The sequence below is a fragment of the Paenibacillus sp. sgz302115 genome (assembly GCF_056120445.1).
In genome coordinates this window covers 727,272-747,030 of sequence record NZ_JBVYOK010000001.1, presented here as the reverse complement: position 1 = coordinate 747,030, position 19,759 = coordinate 727,272, and the positions used below count along the sequence as shown (strand labels likewise).

The following is a 19,759-nucleotide window of genomic DNA, read 5'->3' as shown; positions in this document are numbered from 1 at the left end:
GAAGCTAATCTATGGTACAATAGGTTGTCATTAACACAGGGGGGAGCTGGAGGTCATGAACGACTGGGAGCCTGACTATGAAGAAGAGCTGGACGCCTTTCTCATCTGGATGAAGGACGCAGGCTTTACCGCCTACACACAGAAATCTTATCTAGCTGATGTGCGGGAGTTCCTAGCGAGTCTGAACGGCAAGAAGCTGGAGACTGTCAAGAAGCTGCAAGTCGTTTCCTATTTGACCTCTGTCCGTGAACGCGGGGTAAGCGATGCAACCCGGAACCGGAAGCATGCCTCGGTAAACTGTTTATTCAAAGCCCTGATGGAGCTTGAACTGCTGTCAGCAAATCCTGCGGCCGGAATCAAGAAGTCCAGAACCGAAAAGAACCGTGAGCCGGTTTTTCTGGATGAAAATGATCTTCAGCGGTTTTTGTCCGTCGTAGAAGGAAAGTACCGAAGCCGCAATCTGGCTGTTTTTCTGCTCATGTCCTACATGGGGCTGCGGGTGGGGGAGGTGCACACCCTGAATCTGAGCGATTACAACGCCGAACGGCGTTCGCTCCGTGTTTTCGGGAAAGGCCGCAAATGGCGTAATGTGCCGGTGCCTGCGGATGTTGCTCCTTTTTTGGAGCAGGCGCTGACGGACCGTCTTGACCCTTGGCGCAGCAAAGAGGAAGCCATGTTCATCTCGCAAAAGGGACGGAGACTCTCCATCCGCGGAATTCAGGGCATCGCAGCAGATACCTTTGGGCGTTTTCAGAGCGGAGTTCCCGCTGCACATCGCCGGCCGTACTCCAGCCACAAGCTGCGCCACTCCTTCGCTACGATGCTGCTGCGTAAGGGGGCTGATTTACGCACAGTGCAGGAGCTGCTGGGCCACTCGTCAATTCAGACCACGACCGTATATACTCATATTACGAGCCGGGAGAAGGAAGAGGCGATGTCGCGGCTGCAAATCAGCATGCCTGAACGAGAAATAGCCGCCACAGAATAACATAATTAATATTATGTAAACAATTGGGTCACAATCAAGCAGACGAACAATTCGACTCCTTTGTGGAAGCTGCCAAGAATCGGGGATAACTACGGATTATGGAGATTGCCGGCCTCCCGCCTTCAGGTTGCCTGGAGATTTTTCCGGTAACAGGAGGGGGTGCAGCCGGCAATTTTCTTGAATTGCTGCACGAAATAATCCGTGTCCTGGTAGCCGACGCTTGCGGCGATTTCGGCAACCTTGAAGCTGGTTGCGTCCAGCAGCAGCCGGGCTTTTTCGATCCGCGCTTGATGCACGTAATCGTTGAAATACATCCCGGTTGATTTTCTGAACAGCTGCCCCAGATAGATCGGATGAAGGTAGGCTTTACCGGCGATATCCTTCATGGTCATCTGTTCCCGGTAATGTGCGGCGACATATTCTTTTACAAATTCAACAGGATCACTTGGAGGCTTATCCAGTTCACTCAGGTCATGCAGAGCGTCCTTCAGCATTCTTTTTTTGGCCCGCAGGAGAGCGCTGATCAGTTGGTCCTCTTCCACAGGCTTCAGAATATAGTCCACGGCCCCGCAGACCAGCGCTGTTTTTACATATTCAAATTCATCATAACCGGAAATCACGATAAAGCTCGTATCCATTCTGCCGGTCACGTTCTTCATAAGCTCAAGTCCGGTAATTCCGGGCAGCCGGATGTCCGTAATCACCAGCGCCGGATTCTCCCGTTCAATCATCTCAAGCGCCTGCTGGCCATTCTCCGCGTCACCGCACACATTAAATCCGTATTTCTCCCAGTAAATAATTCGTTTCAGGCCTTCCCGCATGCGGGGCTCATCCTCTACGATCAATGTCTTGAGCATCATATATTCTCCTTCCAAGGTGCCGGTTCCGGCTTGAACATAGCTGGAATTTGTATTTCAACTGTGGTTCCTTCTTCCGTACTTGAGTGTATGGAAAAAATAAATTCGCTGCCAAAATGCCATTTCAGCCGGTTGTAGACATTTTTCAGTCCGACATGCTTCCCCTGAATAACCTGGCTTTCCATGCTCGCGGTTAACTGCTGCAAATGCCCGGGTTCGATGGCAAGGCCATTATTGTGCACCCGGATGATGACGCGTTCCTGTGAACATTTGGCTGTTACCGTGATAGCACCAGGGCACTCGGAATGTTCAATCCCGTGGATGCAGGCATTTTCCACCAATGGCAGGATGCTCATCTTCGGAAGCAGAACCTCCAGAACATCATCATCAAGATCAAGCTCATAAGATAGACGATGCCTGAAGCGGAACTGCTGAATATCCAGGTAATCGGTGACAAAATCCATCTCCTCATAGAGCGGGATCAAATCCTGCCCCCAGCTAAGCGATCTCCGAAACCCTCTGCCCAGCAGCTTGATCACAGAGGCGGTTTCGTCTTCACCTTTGATCAGACAATTCATCCTTATCGCTTCCAGGGTATTGAATAAATAGTGCGGGTTGATCTGGCTCTGAAGTGCATTAAATTGTGCCTGTCTCCGGTCCAGCTCCGCGATATAGACATCATGGATCAACCCGTTGATCTGTTCGGTCATCCGGTTAAATTCCTCTGTTAGTTGGCCGATCTCATCACTCGCGGGTTTAGCTTTCAGAATTTCAAACCGCTGATTTTTCACCCGCTTGATCCCACCAAGTAAAAGACCCAATCTTGAATTGAGCGAACGGGAGATCAGGAGGATGATGATGCTCGGAAAAAGCAGATTCGCACAGGTCAGATATACGATGAGCCTCCGGGAATTCAGCAGGCTTTGATCCACAATGCGGCTCGGATACACCCCGGTCATTTGCCAGCCCTTCAGATAATCCACATCGTCAAAAGCGCTGCTGATCTGGGTCGTATTTTTGGATGCGGTTACATTCAGTCTCAGCGAAGGCTGCTCCTCTGACGAATAAATCACTTTTCCCTCTGGATTGATTAAATAAATCTGTCCCGGAAAGGAACGATCGAACAGGGTACTTTCCAAATACTCCGGTAAAATATCCACCTTCAGGATTTTATGATAATGAGAGTAGGCTTTGTAGAAATCCAGCTCACGAATGACGCTCAGGTAAGAGGAGGTGCAGTCTCCCTCAGGCGTACCTGCAGCAGCGTTCTTACAAGTTGCATTCGAAGTATTCGTATAGAGCATCCATTTCCGGTTGCTGCCGGAGCGTGCGGTTGCCTGATACCAGCCCTGTTCTCTAGTTGCCGCGTCGATAAATTGCACCGGTCCTGAATGGATCAGCGTGTCATTATCGGTGTACAGGTAAGCGTTGTAGAACTGTTTGTTAAGCGGTACGAACCGGTTGATCGAATTGTTCAGCACTTCGCTGTACACGGAGAGTACTTCACTCTCGCTGCTGTAGGACTGATCAAGCGCGCTGTACAGCACCCCGTCATTGTAAATGACAGAAGAGAAGCTGATGATTCCCTCGACCATTTTGCGGAAGTTATCCTTGTTGCGCTCCAGCGACTGCTTGAGATCCTTCACCTTGTCTGATCTTACATTGTCGGCAGTGATCGTATAGAAAAAAATGTTCGTCAGGAGCACCGGAACAAAGACCGCTGCAAAATACAGAATCATCAGCTTGTTTCTAAGCCTGAAATCGTTCCAGCGAAACGGATGCAGATTGTAATTCATCTGGATTTCCCCTTACATTCGATAACAAAGCTAATTTGTTATTATGACTCGCTTCTTTTATTCTAACAGTTATTAAGCGTTTTCAATAGTTGTTTTTTACAGCAATTCCTTTGATTTGCCGGGTATGATGTTAAGGTTCACCGGGTACATAGCCGGCTGACGGTCTGATACAGTATTGATATATTAGCGAAAGGGTGGTAGATATTTTGAATAAAAAAAGAGCGCTTACAATGATAGCTTCGACGACACTGCTCCTGTCGATGATGCTGGGAGGCTGCAGTTCGGGCAATAATGCCAATACTCCGGCAGCCAAAGGAAATGCTGATTCTTCGGGACAGAGCGCGCAGCAGACTTTTAGCTATTTTGTATTCGATCCTGGAGACAACGTTCCTGAGCACACGAAGATTGGGGACATCATTGAGAAAAAGACGGGCGTGAAGATCGTCTACGAACGTCTTGTCGGTGAAAAGGAGCAGAAGGTGGGCGTCATGATTGCCGGCGGCGATTATCCGGACCTGATTAATACGGATCAGACCGTGAAGTTCGAGGATGCCAAGGCGCTTTTGCCGCTGGAGGATCTGATTGAGAAGAACGCGCCGAACATTAAGCGGATCTATGGCCCTTATTGGGAGCGGCTGAAGGCAGCCGATGGACATATCTATGCGCTGCCGCAGGTCGCTCCCACTGGAACACCGATCAAGGGAATCAGTGCAGCCTTCTGGATTCAGAAGGAGGTGCTGAAAGAGGCGGGTTATCCGAAAATCACAACCTTTGACCAGTACGTGGATGTTCTGAAAGCGTATTATCTGAAGCATCCCCAAATCGACGGTGCGGATACGATTCCCTTTGAAATCCTGACGTATGACAACCGCAACTTTACACTGACTACTGCGATGCAGTTCCTTGCCGGCGGGCCTAATGACTCGCGTGCTCTTGTGGACCCGGTGGAGAACAAGCTGACCTTCTATCAGACGGATGAAAATATCACCAAGCGCTACTACGCCAAGCTGAATGAGATGTTCGGGGCGGGCATGATTGACAAGGAGGCTTTTGTCAGCAACTACGAGCAATATCTGGCTAAGCTGTCCAGTGGACGTGTGCTCGGAATGTTCGATCAGAAGTGGCAATTCCAGACGGCGCTCGATTCGCTCAAGCAGCAGGGCAAAGCCAACCGGATGTTCGTGCCGCTGCAGCTCACCTTCGATGACAGCATTCAGCCGGATTATCTGGACGTGCCTTCCATGAACTACAATATGGGCTTTTCGATCACAGTGAATTGCAAGGACCCTGTTGGCGCGATTAAATACGCCGATTACATGGCTAGCGATGAAGGGCAACTGCTGCGTAACTGGGGGGTAAAAGGGGAGGATTACACGGTCAGCGACACCGGGCGTTTCTATCGGAATGACGAGCAGCGTGCATTCTTCGCCGATCCTAAAAATGGCCTGAAAACGAGCGGTAACATTCTCTGGTACTGGCCGGGTTCTTCAGGTGCGATGCCTGACGGCAACAGCTACCAGCAGTATCAGCAGCCGGAGGAAATCGCCGCAGGCTATGATGACATGGACAAGGAGCTGTTGAAAGCCTATGGAGTCACTACCTATGAAGAATTGTTCGACGGACCTAATATGAAACGTAAATACTTCCCGCTATGGAGCATTGAGCTGACGGAGAAGAACAAGGTTTTCAATCAAAAGCTGGATGATATTAACAAGAAATACCCGCCGCAAATGGTTGTAGCCAAGAATAAAGACGAGTTCGAGAAATATTGGAAGGAATACACAACTGCCGTGAACAAGCTGGATGTTAAGAGCTGGCTCGATGAGCTGACCACAAAGGTCAAGGACCGGCAGGCGAACTGGTAAACGCAGCACCTGGGAAAGCGCCGCCTTGCTGTCAGGGGGCCGGCGCTTTTCTTTTCATAGAGAAGGAGGGAGAATTCCGTGTCTGCAACTGCTGAACTGGCAAATAATCAACCCATGATGCGCAAGAAACCATCCAAATGGAGAAAGCTGAGAAGCCAAAAAGCGCTAATGGTGATGTCGATACCGTTTCTGATCTATGTCATTATTTTTGCCTATGTTCCGCTCTATGGCTGGATCATGGCTTTTCAGAATTACAAGCTGGGCTCTTCTATGCTGCACAATGAGTGGGTCGGACTAGCCAACTTCCGGGAATTGTTCCAGGATGACAACTTTTTGCGGGTGATCCGCAATACGCTGGCGATGAGCACAATCAATCTCGTATTCGGCTTTGTCAGCTCCATTACACTGGCCATCATGCTGAATGAAGTGCGCAAACTTCTGTTCAAAAGAGTGGTGCAGACGATCAGCTATTTGCCGCATTTTCTGTCCTGGGTCGTAGCGGCGAATCTGATTATGAATGTGCTCTCGATTGACGGGGTAGTGAATAAGGTGCTGGTCAGCCTTCATCTGGTTAAGGAACCGGTGATGTGGCTCTCCGAGCAGCATTATTTCTGGTGGATTATCGGGGCCTCCAACGTCTGGAAGGAGATAGGCTGGAGTGCGATCATTTATCTGGCGGCTATGACGATGATAGATCCTTCCCTGTATGAAGCGGCCAGTATTGACGGGGCGGGACGGTTCCGCAAGATCAGGCACATCACTCTTCCGGGAATCAGCTCTATTATCGTCATTCTGCTGATCATGAACATTGGCCATATTCTGGATGCAGGCTTTGAGCAGCAGTATTTGCTGCAGACGCCGATGGTGGTAGATTATGCGGAAACGATAGATATTTTTGTACTCAAATATGGGATTAACCTGTCGCGGTTCTCCTTCGCCACGGCCGCCGGTATCTTCAAGACTGTCATCAGCGTCATTCTGCTGCTGGCGGCGAACCGGATGTCGAAGCGTTTGGGACAAGAGCGCCTGTTCTAGGAGGGAACTTATGACTACGATGACATCCGGCAAAACGAAACGTCCGGCAGGGGATTTGATTTTTGATATCGCGAACATCACCTTGTTAGTTTTCCTGCTGGTGCTGACCTTGTACCCGGTAATCAATACACTGGCGGTTTCCTTTAATCAGGCCTCCGACACGGTGCGGGACAGTACGTTTCTGTGGCCGCGCAAATTTTCAACGTTGAATTACAGCACCTTGTTTGAGGACGGGATGATTTACCATGCTTTTTTCATATCAGTGGCCCGAACCTTACTGGGGACGGTTACGAGTGTCTTTTGCACAGCGATGCTGGCTTACACGATCAGCCGTAAAGAATATTTACTGCGCCGCTTCATTTCTTTTATCTTCATCTTCACCATGTATTTCAGCGGAGGGCTGATTCCGGCCTATATGCTGATCAAAAACCTTCATCTATATGGCACCTTCTGGGTGTATATTATCCCCGGACTGGTGGGAGCGTTCAATCTGATTGTGATGCGGTCATTTATGGAGGGGCTGCCGGAGAGCCTGGTGGAATCGGCGCAGATCGACGGGGCCAACCACTTTTCGATCTTCATGCGGATTATTCTGCCGCTCAGCTTGCCTGTGATTGCTACTGTTGCGTTATTCGTGGCGGTAGGACAGTGGAATAGCTGGTTTGATACTTTTTTGTATAACTCATCGAATATCAACCTGAGTACCTTGCAGTACGAGCTGATGAAAAAACTGCAATCTGCCAACATGAGCGTCGGCGGTACGGCCGAATCCGCTTTTGCCAGCAGCAAAAATATTCAGGCCAACATCGTCACCCCGGCATCCATCCGTGCGGCGATTACGGTTGTGGCAACCGTTCCAATCGTGATCGTCTATCCGTTCCTGCAAAAGTACTTTATCACCGGCCTGACTCTGGGCGGAGTAAAAGAATAATTGTAATTAAATGCAAGGGAAAGCAAGGACCAATTTCATTGGCAGACATGACGATTCATGTTATATTTGTTGATACAAGAAGCTCCGTCCTTTCAGTAAGTGGGGGTTATTCTCCATTACCGGAAGGACGTTTTTTTTGCTTTCCGGTGTGCGCAGCACGTAAAAATAGGACTATCCCGCACCCCGGTTATGGTGGTGGAGATAGTCCATTCAGTTATGCGGTCTGGCTTACAGCTCCAGCTTGGAGATTTCACTCTTCAGCTTCTCAGCGGATTGCTGAAAGAGCGCTTTTTCTTCTTCGCTGAGCGAAAGGTCCAGCACTTCGCGAACACCGGAGCGGTCAACTACGCTCGGTGCGCCGAGGAATACATCCGATACTCCATTGTAATTGTTAAGCAGCGTGGAGACATTCAGCACAGCGCCTTCATTCTGCAGAATCGCAGCCACGATGCGGTCCAGGGCTAGGGCAATTGCATAGGAGGTAGAACCCTTGGCGTCGATGATTTCGTAGGCGGCATTCTTGGTATCTTCGAAGATTTCCTTGCGTTCCGCATCGTCGAACCCAAGATCAATCCCGGCAACATTGGCCAGGCTCCAGACCGGCAGCTCGGAGTCGCCATGCTCACCGATGATTTGTCCATGAATGCTGCGCGGATCAATTTCCTTATGACGGCCAATGAGGTAACGGAATCTTGCGCTGTCAAGCACAGTACCGGAACCGATGACACGTCTGCGGTCGAAGCCGCTAATCTTCAATGTGGCATAAGCAAGGATATCCACCGGGTTTGTGGCGATCAGCAGGATGGCGTGATGGTTGTATTTCGTGATTTTCTGGATAATATCCTTGAAAATCGAAATGTTCTTGCGCAGCAGATCAATCCGGGTCTCACCCGGCTTCTGGGAGGCGCCGGCGGTCACAATAATGATGTCCGCTTCCCGGCAATCTTCATAGGTTCCGGCCCAGAGCTTCACGCCGCCGACAAAAGGCATGCCGTGGTTCATATCAAGCGCTTCACCAAGCGCTTTCTGATGATTGACGTCGATAAGGACCAGTTCCTGCATGCGTCTACGCAGCAGCAGAGTATAGGCGGTTGTAGTGCCGACGGCACCGGTGCCGATAACTACAACGCGATTTGGTTTAAATGGGGGGGCCATTGCTACATCTCCTCCTGATTTTGAATTTTCTGTGTCCAATCTTATCCATCATAATCGCAAAGGTTATTGTTTTCAAGCATGCTTCTTCCAATCCATTACCCAAAAGCGGGCATGCTAACAACGAGGCTGGAACAAATGAAACAGCAATGTTTAGTATTTCCACAATTTTATTATTTATTGGAAGTCACATCTACTGACAGGAGAGAACTTAAGTATGGATTTATTCCGCAAGAAGCCGCTGGCCGCACCTGTAATCGCCGAAGCGGACAAGTTAAGCAAGACACTGGGTGCATTGGATCTAACCACTTTGGGAGTGGGAGCGATCATCGGCACCGGAATATTTGTAATGACAGGCGTTGCTGCTGCAGAGCATGCGGGACCGGCCCTGGTCCTGTCCTTCATACTGGCTGGTATTGCCTGTGTGCTGTCCGCACTATGCTATTCTGAATTCGCTTCCACGCTCCCGGTATCCGGCAGTGCTTATGCTTACAGCTACGTAGCCTTCGGCGAACTGCTGGCCTGGATTCTCGGCTGGGATTTGGTGCTGGAATATGGCGTTGCGGCGGCGGCAGTGAGCAGCGGCTGGTCGGGTTATTTCCAAGGTCTGCTTGATGGCTTCGGCCTGCATTTGCCCACGGCACTGTCCGGGGCGTATAATGCGGACAAAGGAACTTTTATCAACCTGCCCGCAATTGTTATCATTTTGCTGATTTCCTTCCTGCTGAGCCGGGGTGTCAAGGAAACGGCCCGTTTCAATGCGATTATGGTCGTAATTAAGCTGTCAGTGGTGCTTTTGTTCATAGTTACTGGCATTTTCTATGTAAAACCGGAGAACTGGACACCCTTTATGCCTTTTGGTTTTCACGGTGTAGTGAATGGCGCGGCTACAGTGTTTTTTGCCTATATCGGCTTTGATGCCCTCTCTACGGCAGCCGAAGAAGTCAAGCGTCCACAGCGTGATCTGCCGATAGGGATTATCTCTTCCCTTGCGATTTGCACTGTGCTGTATATCGTTGTCTCACTGGTGCTCACCGGTATTGTTCCTTACCAGAACCTGAATGTCAGCGATCCGGTTTCGTATGCTCTGCGGTTTGTGGATCAGAACATGATCGCCGGCCTCATCTCTGTAGGAGCTATCGCGGGGATGACCACGGTTCTGCTGGTATTGCTGTTCGGTCAGTCCCGTCTGCTGTTCGCGATATCGCGGGACGGGCTTCTGCCGCAGACCTTGTCCAAGGTTAGCGCCAAGACGCATACCCCTGTCCGCAGCACATGGATGGTAGGCGGCATTATCGCCCTGCTTACCGGCTTTGTTCCACTCGACCGTCTGGCTAACCTGACCAGCATCGGCACACTGTTTGCTTTTCTGGTCGTTTCCCTTGGTGTAATCGTGCTGCGGTATACTCATCCTAATCTGAAGAGAAGCTTTAAGGTTCCCTGGGTTCCAGTAATTCCATTACTCAGTGCGGCGGCCTGCGGCTATTTGATGTATAATTTGGGAAAAGAAACGTGGACCGGCTTTATCATCTGGCTGATCTTTGGACTCGTGATCTATGGACTTTACGGCTACAAGAGCAGTAATTTGAATAAGAAAAAATAACTATATAAACTGACTGGAAAATTACAGAAGGCAGAAGTGGCGGAGGGGAAGTTTGGAACTGTAGGAGCGATAGCGACCGCCTTTGTCTGCGGATTTCTACCGCGAATAGCGGTATAATTGAAGAAATCTGCAGACGGGCAGCGGCCGGAAGTCCAAACATTTCCCGCAGTCACGACCATAGCCGATTTGTTAGATTTACAGTTCAGTTTATATAGACAAGGAAGAGGAGAGAGAAGATTGTCACCTAAAATGCCTGGCTTCAAGGTTCTGGCAGCCGTATTTACGGTATTCCTGACCCTGCTTATACTCTCGGCCTGCTCTTCTCCTCCACCGGAGCCTTCCCAGCCCCCACAGCCGACGGAAGCGCCGGAAATAGGGCAGACGATTACACTGATCACACCCGATGCCAAGAATATCGACAATGAGAATACCCCGAAATATCAAATCCAGACCCGGCTGACCGATTTCAGGCTCCTGAATGATGCAGTAGGGCTGGCCTGGGGGGTGACCAAAAACGAGCTGCGTATCTACATGACAAAGAACAACGGCAGAACGTGGACCAACATCTCGCCTTCAACGAATGTGCAGTTTTTGGCTAACCCTGTGTATGGCAAAGATATTTTCTTCACGGACCCAAGCAATGGCTGGATTCTGCGAAGTGCCGCCGGGCTTACGGAAACGGTTGTGCTGCGGACCACGGATGGGGGAAACAGCTGGAAGGTTTCTTCTTTTCCTGATGCGAACACGATTTCATCAATCTATTTCAACTCGCCATCTCATGGCTGGCTGATGACTTCCTGGGATGCCAGTGCCACTAAAGAGAGCAAGGCGCTTTATGCAACGGTAGATGGCGGCGCGACCTGGAATATGGTGATGCAAAATGAGCAGTACAATCCCAATCTGCCGAATAATACGATCCCGATATCAGGGGTCATTACAGGAATGATTTTCAAGGACAGTATACATGGCTTTGTAACCCTGCAGACCGGGGCGCTCCCGAAGATCTACATGACCAAAGACGGCGCAGCAACCTGGAGTCAAGGCCCCGAATTTCTGGTGAATGACCAATTAGCAGGCTGTGACCGTGTGATCACCGGCGAGCCGGTTTTCTTTGACAAGGCCAATCAGAGCGGGTGGATGCCGGTAGGGTGCCAGAAGGAAAAAGATAGCTCCATTACTTACAATGGTTATTTTACAGCTAACGCGGGAGAAAACTGGAAATTTGTGTCGTTTGGACTGGGTAGCCAGACGGGAATTAACCGCCACATTGCTCCAACCTTTTTCAATTCGCAGTATGGCTGGATTTTGAAGCAGAACCTGTTGTACAAGACAACGAATCAGGGGCAGACATGGACTGCGCTTCCGGCCAGCAAAGTGCTGCAATCGAAGCTTGAGGAGTATCCGGAGATTGTGAAGCTGCAGTTTATTTCCAGTGAAGTGGGCTGGCTGCTGATTGAGAAAAAAGAAGACCGCAGATCAATCCTGCTGCAGACTACGAATGGCGGGATTAGCTGGCGTGTGATGTAGAACTTGATGGCAGGGAGGCGTTAATGTTATGGAGATTCATATCCGTAAGGCTCTGCGGGCTGATGCCCGGGAACTGTGCCGCTTGATAGAGCAGTTGAAAGGCGTACCACAGTCGCTGGAGCAAATAGAGCGCCGCTTGGAATTTATAGAGAATAGCCCCATTGAGGAGCTATATGTAGCCGTGCAGTCCGATGGGCAGGAAGATCTCCCGCTGCTTGGGGCTATGGGCTTCCGGCTGCGGGAGAACATCGAGGATATGACCCGCTATGGGGAAGTTTCGATGCTGGTTGCGGATAAGCAAGTCCGCAGGCAGGGGATCGGGCGGCAACTGATCGCATATGCAGAACAGTTGGCTTCAGAGCGCGGCTGTTTGGGAACCTGGCTGGTCAGCGGGCTGAAGCGGGCGGAGGAAGCGCATGTTTTTTATAAAGAGCTGGGTTATGAAATCACTGGATACAGATTTGTAAAGGTGACGGAGAAGGACCAGCATTAATTAATTAGAAATCCCGTTCGGATATCAGTTTTATAAAAAAATGAAACAAAAAAATCTTTATAAAAATTTTATTTATAAGTGTGAAAAAAATCACATGACAAACAAATAAACGTGTGATATATTTAACACATAGAGAACATGTTCATTTTTTCACAAACTTTCATCCCGAATAGGAGAGATTCTAATGAAAACTTTCGAAACGGATTATGTGACTAGAAACCTGCTGCAACTGTGCTACAACTGTGATGACGCTCACCTCTGTGAAACAGAAGAACAATGCAGAGCATGCTGGGCGGAAAGCGGAATGCTTCCAGTAGACAATGACGAAACCAAGCAATTATTAGATCTCGTACACGCCTAATCCAAAGGGCGGATTGATGTTAATGAAGGCCACAGCTGATCTCTGATTACAGAGAATGGTTGTGGTCTTTTTGACATGTCTGAGCCATTTACTCAGATTTAATGTTTTTGTAATGCTTTATGGAATAGCAGGGGCATATACATGTACAGAAGTGCCTGTATCCATGCTGTAAGCAGGATAACATGGGGAATAAGGGGGAATAGGTCATGGGAATGGGCCCGGATTCATCTTGGATGTTTGATCTGACGGGGACGGTAATACCGATCTTTCTCGCCCTGGTGATTGGCATTGTCGCTGTATCTGCAGGCAGGGGTTTGCTACAGTGGAGCCGGAACAACAGCTCGCCCATACTGACCATCCCCGCCCGCATCGTCAGCAAACGCAGTGAGGTGCGGCAGCAGCAGTCCCAGGAAGAGAACACAACCAGCCGCACCAGCACAACCTATTATTTAACCTATGAGGTGGAGAATGGTGCCCGGATGGAGTTCAAAGTGGAAGGCAGCGAATACGGCATGAGCGCAGAAGGGGATAGGGGGATACTGACTTATCAAGGTACAAGATACCACGGATTCCAGCGGCAGCCCCACTATTCAACTGCAGAATAGTACAGATGTAAGCTTGCTTATGAATATAACAGCTTGTAGCATCCCCTTGATTCCGGGTAACGGAACAAGGGGATATTTGTATGCTGCGATTCAAGAACTGGGCGGAATTTAGGTATGGACTGTCACCTCTTGGGCGAATGCACATACAATACAACGAGCAGTAGAGAAAAGTGCAGCTAAGGAGGAGAAGGCGTGGCTGTTATTAAGGCGAACTCGCAGGATGCTAGAGTGCTTGCAAGGCTGATGAGGGCAGAAGCCGAGGAGGATGGGGACTCAGGCATGCTAATGGTCGGCAATGTGGGGGTCAACCGGATACTTGGCAACTGCCTGGACTTTAGAAACATCCGCAGTGTGAATGATATGGTATTTCAGAGCCCTGGCGGCTTCGAAGCACCGCAGAAGGGGTATTTCTACCAGCGTGCCCGTGATGCTGATGTCCGCCTGGCCAGACGTGTTATTGGGGGCGAAAGAATATGGCCTGCGTCGAACGCGCTCTGGTTTTTCCGGCCTGTCGGAGAATGCCCGGCAACCTGGTACAACCAGCAGAATACCGGCCGGTACAAAGCACACTGCTTCTTTACGCCAACCAGTGAGGATTGTCCTTCATTATTCTAGGGTGCAGGAATGCCCGCGAAGACAGAGTTAAGCATGCGAAAGCAATAAAACATTTAGGAGGTATTTGGAAAATGATAACTCAGCCTTACCGTCCGGTTACTTATTCAATTGGCAGTATGCCATCAGGTGGAATGAGCAACATGAATAACATGAACAATATGAATAACATGGGCCCAATGAGCAACATGAGCCCTATGAGTGGTAAAGGTTCTATGGGAACAATGGGCAGTATGGGAAGTATGGGAAGTATGGGTAGTATGGGAAGTAGTATGGGGACCACCTTGCCCGCGACGCCTCCCCCAGTTACCAGCGGCAGCCCAATGACTCCTAGTGGAACTGTTACACCCACAACCGCTCCAGTATTTGAGCAATCATACATCGAAAACATTTTCCGGCTGAATCTTGGCAAAGTGGGTACTTTTTATTTCACATACGAAAACAACAAAGAATGGAATGCCAAGATCTACACAGGTGTACTTGAAGCTGCGGGCCGTGACCATATCATCATCAGCGACAAAGCTACCGGACAGCGGATAGTGCTGCTTATGGTTAATTTCGATTATGCAACCTTCAACGAACCGCTTACTTACCAATATCCAGGTGTAATCGGCAATCCGCCAACCACCCGCAACTGTCGTTAATCATTACGCGGTAAGCTGCATTTCTATTCCAGAGACGGCAGTCGCCCTACGAGGGAGGCGGTCGTTTCTTTTTTTGGTTCTGTTTGCACCTATCCAGGGCTGCCTTAATAAGATGTTGAGAAGTCGTTTAATTCTAAGGAGGAATAGAACGGATGCAGAAGATACGGCCTACCGTTAAGAAGATCAGAAGAGGCACTATTCAGACACAGAGACATGTACATGAATTCGAAGGCAGCACTAAACTGGCTGAAACCGGTGCAGATCGGCACAACCATCGGTTTGCAGGTGTTACAGGACAAGCGATTAAATCAGGAAAAAGCCATTTCCATGAAATTGAGTTCGAACACACTGACTTCTTGAACCATTTCCATAATTTGAAGAAGATTAGAACAGGACCAGCCATTCCAGTTGGAAACGGCAAACACGTACATTTTGTGACGGGTCATACTACACTAAATGATGGCCACATGCACCAATTCAATTTCGCGACATTGATTCAATCACCGCTGGTGTAATATAAGAAAATAAATTAACCCGCCGGGCGCCTTTGGCCTGACGGGTTTGTTCAATTTAAGAACAAGCCCCTTACGTTTTTGCATGAAGAGGCCATGTGAACTGATGAATCTATTGTTTGCTTACCGGCACCTGAAATTCAAAAGGATTGCTGATTCCGGACAAATTGGCCTTGATGGTCAATTCAAATTGGTCAGGCAGTTGTGTACCTTCAATACTTGAAATTTGCAGAAGAGCTGCATTTTTTTGCACACTGTGATCGGAGTTGATAATAGGCAGCAGGTTCATTTGACCCTTAACAGGCTCTCCGTTTATCAGAACTATAAGCTCGTCTGGCAAGAGCAGACCTTTTTCAGTGGGGGCAGGTTCACCGACTAAACGATCTTCGTTTGTAGTCAATCCTTCGCGCGTTAAGGCAATGGACAAGCTCTTTCCATCGTGGTAAGCCTCTGCAATAGTCAGGGTCGCCCCCTCATGAGTATCACTGATTCCAAGCTTCGTAATCTGGTCGTTGCCCGCAGAGGATCTCAATTCGTTATTGACTGAATCATGGAAGAAGCTGCCTACAACAGGAATCTGGCTCAGGGCATCTGCCATTACTGGTGAGATAAAGCCGGTACTAACAATTCCAAGACCAAGCGCGGCTGCTGTAGCGGCGGCGATTGACGTTTTCTTGAGTATGCTTCCTTGTGCAGCAGTTTTTTTCATAGGATTCTCCCTTATCCGTTTTATAATTTGTGTACTGAGGCTGTACTCGGGCGTTCCGGTTTCACCAATCATTTCATCAATAAGCTTCATCTGCTTTTCATTCGTTGGGTTAAGGCTATGATGATAAGCAAGCTTATACAGCCATGCGGAGAAAGGGACGGCTGGTGTGTAACGGTGAATTTCCTGATGTGCTTTGAAAAAGATTTCTTGAACCGCATCCTCAGCTTCCTCCCGGTTTTTGAGCAGGTGGTAGCAATATATATACAGTGGCTTTTCAAATCTGCGAATGATAGTTGTGTACGCTTCAAGATTACCATTTCTTACAAGTTCAACCGAAGCCTCGATCTGCTCATCAGAAATGTTACCGGATCTCCCTTCTTCCAAGTGATCACCTCCTTTGCTTTACGTCTATATAACAATTTTCGATATGCGTTTTGTGACAAGGAATAATAGATCATATTTTTACACCAATAGATACCTGTTTTTATGCTCCGAGTAATAATATAATAATGTATATATTTATATCCGTGATTTCAGTCAGGAGATGAAGACATTGGGAAATTGATACTGAAAGGAACAACTGGCGCTGCCCAGGCTGACATTTTGAACAAACGAAGGAGGTGGGCCTATCTGCCTGAATCGTGGAGACGGTGGATAGGAGTATAAATTGAGCGACCCTTTACCCGGTATATTACATGTAGGTCTTATTATTTTGCTGGTGTTGTGTAATGGCTTTTTTGTTTCGGTTGAATATGCGATGGTGAAGGTACGCAGCGGCCGTATTGATTCCCTGATTGAGGAAGGCAGCAAAAGAGCAGTAGCAGCAGGTAAAATCGTACACAATCTCGACGGCTTCCTGTCCGCCTGCCAATTGGGGATCACCCTTGCCTCGCTGGCGCTTGGCTGGCTGGGGGAACCGGCAATTGCAACGATTGTGGGGCCAATTGTAACAAGCCTAGGATTTGGCGAAACATCCGTTTTTGTGATCTCTTTAATCATTGCTTTTCTGTTCATTACGGTTCTGCATATTGTGCTGGGTGAGCTTGCTCCCAAGACGATAGCGGTGAATAAAGCCGAAGCTGTGCTGCTGTTAGCCGCAGGTGCGATGAATGTTTTCTACCGTATCATGTATCCATTTATTTGGGTAGTCAACGGTATGGCCCGCGGGCTGCTAAGTATTTTTCGACTGGCGCCGGCCTCAGAGCTCGCAACAGCGCATACAGAGGAAGAAATCCGCATCATTATGCAGGAGAGCAACAAGAGCGGACTTATAGATAATACAGAAATGACTTTGGTGGACAATATTTTTGAATTTTCAGGCACGATGGCCCGGGAGATTATGATCCCCCGCACCGAAATGATCTGTCTGAACAACCATCTTTCAATAGAAGAAAATCTGGAGGTTGCCTTCGACGGCATGCGGACTCGTTATCCTGTCTGTGACGGCGATAAGGACCATATCCTTGGCTTCATTCATATTAAGGATCTGATCCGGGACAATGCGCTCAAGTATGATGAGCTGATCCGTCCGATTCTTACCGTACCCGAGTCGATCCAGATCAGTGCCCTTCTGAAAGTGATGCAGCGCGCCAAGACGCAAATTGCCATCCTGATTGATGAATATGGCGGCACATCGGGGATGGTAACGCTGGAAGACATCATGGAGGAAATTGTCGGGGAGATTCAGGATGAATTTGATGAAGAGCGTCCTGGCGTTGAGAAGCTGGGGGAGGATGAATACTCCATAGACGGCCTGATGCTGATTGAAGAGATCAACGACCGGCTTGGACTGAACATGGAGACCGATGATTATGACACCATTGGCGGCTGGCTGTACTCTAAGCTTGAGGTGAATCCGCCGCATAATGGCCAGACGGTTGAATTCGACAGCCACCTGTTCGTGGTGGAGGAGACCGATAACAAAAGAATTTCCCGCATTAAGGTGTTGAAGGTGCAGCAGCTTCTATCCGAAGAGGCGGGAGCTTAATTCAGCAATAGCAAAGCTTTAAGAGGCATGGCGTTCAGTACTGGCGCTGTGCCTTTTTGCCGTGACCATAAAAGCTTTGCCGCCATCAGGAGGAACTTCCGATTCGCTTCTATTCATGTCGGGTATAAGGAATGTAACCAGCGCTTATCCATCATCCGAAGGAGAAAGGGGAAGAGGCAATGCCCGATCATCTTCACTATAACGTGCTGCTTGTCCTTTTTTCTATTATAGTCGCATTGCTGTCTTGTTTTGCGGCACTCGATCTGACTGAACGGTTGGTCCGGGACAAAAGACCCCCATCCTATATCCTATATATTTCCTGTCTACTGGGGGTAGGGATGTGGAGTGTGCATTTTATGGGCATGATGGCTATAGAGCTGGAAATGGCTGTTTCTTACTCGCTTCCGCTAATGCTTCTTTCATTGTGCGTCCCCATCGCGGCGTCCTATATACTGCTTGTGCTGTTCAATCATCCCCGGACCTGCAACAAGCTGTACCTCGGATTTGGCGGGTTGCTGTTTGGCAGCGGCCTTCAGATTATGCATTACTGTGGAATGCTGGCGATGAACCCCTCTTTGAACTATGAGCAAAGCAGGCACTCTATTGCAGTGTCTGTCTTGTTTTCACTTATCATTCCTGTCGTTACCGTCTCCTTTGATTCCAACTGGGTGCGAAATTCCTATAATATGTTTACCGTCAAAAAAATAATGCTGATGCTCACGCTGACCGGCGCGCTTCTGGGAACCCATTACTCCGAGATGGCCGGAACCACTTTTGTTACACCAGATATGGCGATGGATACAGGGAAAAACTCGCTCCTTAGTGATTCAGTACTAGAGCTGATTTTGGCATGTGCCTTTCTACTTATGGTGACCATCGTATTTAGTCTTCTATATAGGGACCGGCAGCGGGTGCTGCACTCCTCGCAGTTTAATGAGCAGCGCTACATGGCCTTGTTTGAATTCAGTCCGGATATGGTGATTTGTATTGATCCTGTCCGTCAAAATGTCATCAGTGTCAATCCTTCACTCCGTCAGACAACAGGGTTCGGCACAGAGGAGCTGGGTAACTATAAAAATGTTATGTATACCGCTCAGGATGAAGAGGCGCTCAAAACCGCAGTCAAAAGAGCGGCAGAAGGTGAATCCAGCAAGCTGGAATTGTCAGTCAGAACCAAAGGCGGACGCAAGCTCGTGTGCAGCGCAACTGTTTTTCCATTGGTGCATGATAAACAGAACTTTGTGTATATTGTTGCGGAGGATGTTACCGCTTTGGCGGAATATCAGCAGGAGTTAATTGTGGCGAAAAATGCTGCCGAGAGCGCCGCCCGGATGAAAAGCGAGTTCCTGGCTACCATGAGCCACGAAATCAGGACCCCGCTTAACGGAATCATTGGCATCAATCAACTGCTCACAGAGGAAATAAGATTGCCTGAGCATTTAGACCTGCTTAAGCTCCAGAACACAAGCAGTCACGCTCTACTAAAAGTAATGAACGACATCCTCGATATCTCCCGCTTGGAGGCGGAGAATTTGCTGCTGTACATAGAGCCTTTTCAGCTTGCAGCCATGCTTCAGGAATGTATGGACCTGTTTGCAGTGAATGCCAGCGATAAAAATTTGAGCCTTCAGCTTCAGCTTGAGCCGTCGATCCCCCAAACTGTAGTCGGTGACAGTGCGCGAATCCGCCAGATTCTCGTTAACTTAATCGGAAATGCAGTTAAATTCACCCATGCCGGGGAGGTTAGTGTAATTGTAGAGCCTTATAACTCTGCTGGAGCAGCCTTGGATCTGCAGTTTACAGTTAAGGATACGGGCATTGGGATCTCGCCTGACAAGCTGAGGCTGTTGTTCCAGCCTTTCTCCCAGGTGGATGCTTCCCACAGCCGCAGCTATCCCGGAACCGGACTTGGGCTGGCTATATGCAAAAAGCTGGTCGATTTAATGAACGGCGAGATTTGGGCTGCAGCCGCAGATGGCGGCGGGACCGAATTTAGCTTTCGGATTACGCTGCAGACTATTGAACAGATCGGGACAGAAGCCGTGTGAATGGGGTTTGCCAAAGCTAGAGTTTTAATTATAT

At 48.9% G+C, this 19,759-nt stretch carries 18 protein-coding genes; 14 read left to right on the top strand and 4 right to left on the bottom strand.

Going from position 1 to position 19,759, the window contains the following annotated elements; genetic code table 11:
- Positions 1 to 55 precede the first annotated feature (55 nt).
- Positions 56 to 988, top strand: a complete 933-nt coding sequence (locus AC0LWN_RS03405) for a tyrosine-type recombinase/integrase (RefSeq protein WP_474663211.1) — start codon at positions 56 to 58, stop codon at positions 986 to 988.
- Positions 989 to 1,110: 122 nt separating this feature from the next.
- Here the strand turns inward: AC0LWN_RS03405 and AC0LWN_RS03400 are convergent, their stop codons facing one another.
- Both AC0LWN_RS03400 and AC0LWN_RS03395 read right to left on the bottom strand, forming a co-directional pair.
- Complete coding sequence (locus tag AC0LWN_RS03400) at positions 1,111 to 1,845, bottom strand: response regulator transcription factor (protein ID WP_474663210.1); 735 nt, start codon at positions 1,843 to 1,845, stop codon at positions 1,111 to 1,113.
- Complete coding sequence (locus tag AC0LWN_RS03395) at positions 1,845 to 3,641, bottom strand: sensor histidine kinase (protein ID WP_474663209.1); 1,797 nt, start codon at positions 3,639 to 3,641, stop codon at positions 1,845 to 1,847. The genes AC0LWN_RS03400 and AC0LWN_RS03395 overlap by 1 nt, the downstream gene beginning before the upstream one ends.
- Before the next feature lie 206 nt (positions 3,642 to 3,847).
- On the opposite strand from AC0LWN_RS03395, the gene AC0LWN_RS03390 reads away from it, so the two are divergent.
- The 3 genes from AC0LWN_RS03390 to AC0LWN_RS03380 all read left to right on the top strand — a co-directional run bounded on the left by AC0LWN_RS03390 (position 3,848) and on the right by AC0LWN_RS03380 (position 7,472).
- The gene (locus tag AC0LWN_RS03390) at positions 3,848 to 5,506 is read left to right on the top strand and encodes an extracellular solute-binding protein (protein ID WP_474663208.1); all 1,659 of its coding nucleotides are present in this window, start codon (positions 3,848 to 3,850) and stop codon (positions 5,504 to 5,506) included.
- A 114-nt stretch (positions 5,507 to 5,620) separates the two neighbouring features.
- Positions 5,621 to 6,541, top strand: coding sequence for an ABC transporter permease (locus AC0LWN_RS03385; RefSeq protein ID WP_474663574.1), 921 nt, complete (start codon positions 5,621 to 5,623; stop codon positions 6,539 to 6,541).
- Positions 6,542 to 6,551: 10 nt separating this feature from the next.
- Complete coding sequence (locus tag AC0LWN_RS03380; protein WP_474663207.1) at positions 6,552 to 7,472, top strand: carbohydrate ABC transporter permease; 921 nt, start codon at positions 6,552 to 6,554, stop codon at positions 7,470 to 7,472.
- A 228-nt stretch (positions 7,473 to 7,700) separates the two neighbouring features.
- Here AC0LWN_RS03380 and AC0LWN_RS03375 read toward each other — a convergent pair whose 3' ends face one another.
- The gene (locus AC0LWN_RS03375; protein WP_474663206.1) at positions 7,701 to 8,627 is read right to left on the bottom strand and encodes an L-lactate dehydrogenase; all 927 of its coding nucleotides are present in this window, start codon (positions 8,625 to 8,627) and stop codon (positions 7,701 to 7,703) included.
- 214 nt (positions 8,628 to 8,841) lie between these two features.
- On the opposite strand from AC0LWN_RS03375, the gene bcaP reads away from it, so the two are divergent.
- From bcaP to AC0LWN_RS03335, 8 genes are all read left to right on the top strand, one after another.
- On the top strand, positions 8,842 to 10,227 hold the full coding sequence (gene bcaP / locus AC0LWN_RS03370) for a branched-chain amino acid transporter BcaP (RefSeq protein ID WP_474663205.1): 1,386 nt from the start codon (positions 8,842 to 8,844) through the stop codon (positions 10,225 to 10,227).
- Positions 10,228 to 10,464: 237 nt separating this feature from the next.
- Entirely contained in the window at positions 10,465 to 11,754 is a 1,290-nt protein-coding gene (locus AC0LWN_RS03365) for a WD40/YVTN/BNR-like repeat-containing protein (RefSeq protein ID WP_474663204.1), read from the top strand.
- A gap of 28 nt (positions 11,755 to 11,782) precedes the next feature.
- Positions 11,783 to 12,247, top strand: a complete 465-nt coding sequence (locus AC0LWN_RS03360) for a GNAT family N-acetyltransferase (protein WP_474663203.1) — start codon at positions 11,783 to 11,785, stop codon at positions 12,245 to 12,247.
- Positions 12,248 to 12,431: 184 nt separating this feature from the next.
- Positions 12,432 to 12,608: a hypothetical protein gene (locus tag AC0LWN_RS03355; protein WP_458962354.1), complete on the top strand. Its 177-nt coding sequence runs from the start codon at positions 12,432 to 12,434 to the stop codon at positions 12,606 to 12,608.
- A 212-nt stretch (positions 12,609 to 12,820) separates the two neighbouring features.
- Complete coding sequence (locus AC0LWN_RS03350; RefSeq protein ID WP_474663573.1) at positions 12,821 to 13,213, top strand: DUF2500 domain-containing protein; 393 nt, start codon at positions 12,821 to 12,823, stop codon at positions 13,211 to 13,213.
- Positions 13,214 to 13,405: 192 nt separating this feature from the next.
- Positions 13,406 to 13,828, top strand: coding sequence for a cell wall hydrolase (locus tag AC0LWN_RS03345; protein WP_458962353.1), 423 nt, complete (start codon positions 13,406 to 13,408; stop codon positions 13,826 to 13,828).
- 71 nt (positions 13,829 to 13,899) lie between these two features.
- On the top strand, positions 13,900 to 14,469 hold the full coding sequence (gene gerQ / locus AC0LWN_RS03340) for a spore coat protein GerQ (protein ID WP_474663202.1): 570 nt from the start codon (positions 13,900 to 13,902) through the stop codon (positions 14,467 to 14,469).
- Between the two features lie 152 nt (positions 14,470 to 14,621).
- Positions 14,622 to 14,984, top strand: coding sequence for a YmaF family protein (locus AC0LWN_RS03335; protein WP_458962352.1), 363 nt, complete (start codon positions 14,622 to 14,624; stop codon positions 14,982 to 14,984).
- A gap of 109 nt (positions 14,985 to 15,093) precedes the next feature.
- Here AC0LWN_RS03335 and AC0LWN_RS03330 read toward each other — a convergent pair whose 3' ends face one another.
- A complete protein-coding gene (locus tag AC0LWN_RS03330; protein ID WP_474663201.1) occupies positions 15,094 to 16,074 on the bottom strand; it encodes a DUF4179 domain-containing protein in 981 nt (326 codons plus the stop codon).
- A gap of 283 nt (positions 16,075 to 16,357) precedes the next feature.
- Between AC0LWN_RS03330 and AC0LWN_RS03325 the strand changes: the two genes are divergently transcribed.
- On the top strand, positions 16,358 to 17,677 hold the full coding sequence (locus tag AC0LWN_RS03325) for a hemolysin family protein (protein ID WP_474663200.1): 1,320 nt from the start codon (positions 16,358 to 16,360) through the stop codon (positions 17,675 to 17,677).
- 179 nt (positions 17,678 to 17,856) lie between these two features.
- Entirely contained in the window at positions 17,857 to 19,725 is a 1,869-nt protein-coding gene (locus AC0LWN_RS03320) for an ATP-binding protein (protein ID WP_474663199.1), read from the top strand.
- The last annotated feature ends 34 nt before the right edge of the window (positions 19,726 to 19,759 follow it).

Excerpts from the sequence above, each read along its gene's own strand:
- AC0LWN_RS03405 (WP_474663211.1), top strand. The coding sequence starts at position 56 with ATGAACGACTGGGAGCCTGACTATGAAGAAGAGCTGGACGCCTTTCTC.
- AC0LWN_RS03400 (WP_474663210.1), bottom strand. The coding sequence starts at position 1,845 with ATGCTCAAGACATTGATCGTAGAGGATGAGCCCCGCATGCGGGAAGGC.
- AC0LWN_RS03395 (WP_474663209.1), bottom strand. The coding sequence starts at position 3,641 with ATGAATTACAATCTGCATCCGTTTCGCTGGAACGATTTCAGGCTTAGA.
- AC0LWN_RS03385 (WP_474663574.1), top strand. The coding sequence starts at position 5,621 with ATGATGCGCAAGAAACCATCCAAATGGAGAAAGCTGAGAAGCCAAAAA.
- AC0LWN_RS03380 (WP_474663207.1), top strand. The coding sequence starts at position 6,552 with ATGACTACGATGACATCCGGCAAAACGAAACGTCCGGCAGGGGATTTG.
- AC0LWN_RS03375 (WP_474663206.1), bottom strand. The coding sequence starts at position 8,627 with ATGGCCCCCCCATTTAAACCAAATCGCGTTGTAGTTATCGGCACCGGT.
- bcaP (WP_474663205.1), top strand. The coding sequence starts at position 8,842 with ATGGATTTATTCCGCAAGAAGCCGCTGGCCGCACCTGTAATCGCCGAA.
- AC0LWN_RS03360 (WP_474663203.1), top strand. The coding sequence starts at position 11,783 with ATGGAGATTCATATCCGTAAGGCTCTGCGGGCTGATGCCCGGGAACTG.
- AC0LWN_RS03355 (WP_458962354.1), top strand. The coding sequence starts at position 12,432 with ATGAAAACTTTCGAAACGGATTATGTGACTAGAAACCTGCTGCAACTG.
- AC0LWN_RS03350 (WP_474663573.1), top strand. The coding sequence starts at position 12,821 with ATGGGCCCGGATTCATCTTGGATGTTTGATCTGACGGGGACGGTAATA.
- gerQ (WP_474663202.1), top strand. The coding sequence starts at position 13,900 with ATGATAACTCAGCCTTACCGTCCGGTTACTTATTCAATTGGCAGTATG.
- AC0LWN_RS03335 (WP_458962352.1), top strand. The coding sequence starts at position 14,622 with ATGCAGAAGATACGGCCTACCGTTAAGAAGATCAGAAGAGGCACTATT.
- AC0LWN_RS03320 (WP_474663199.1), top strand. The coding sequence starts at position 17,857 with ATGCCCGATCATCTTCACTATAACGTGCTGCTTGTCCTTTTTTCTATT.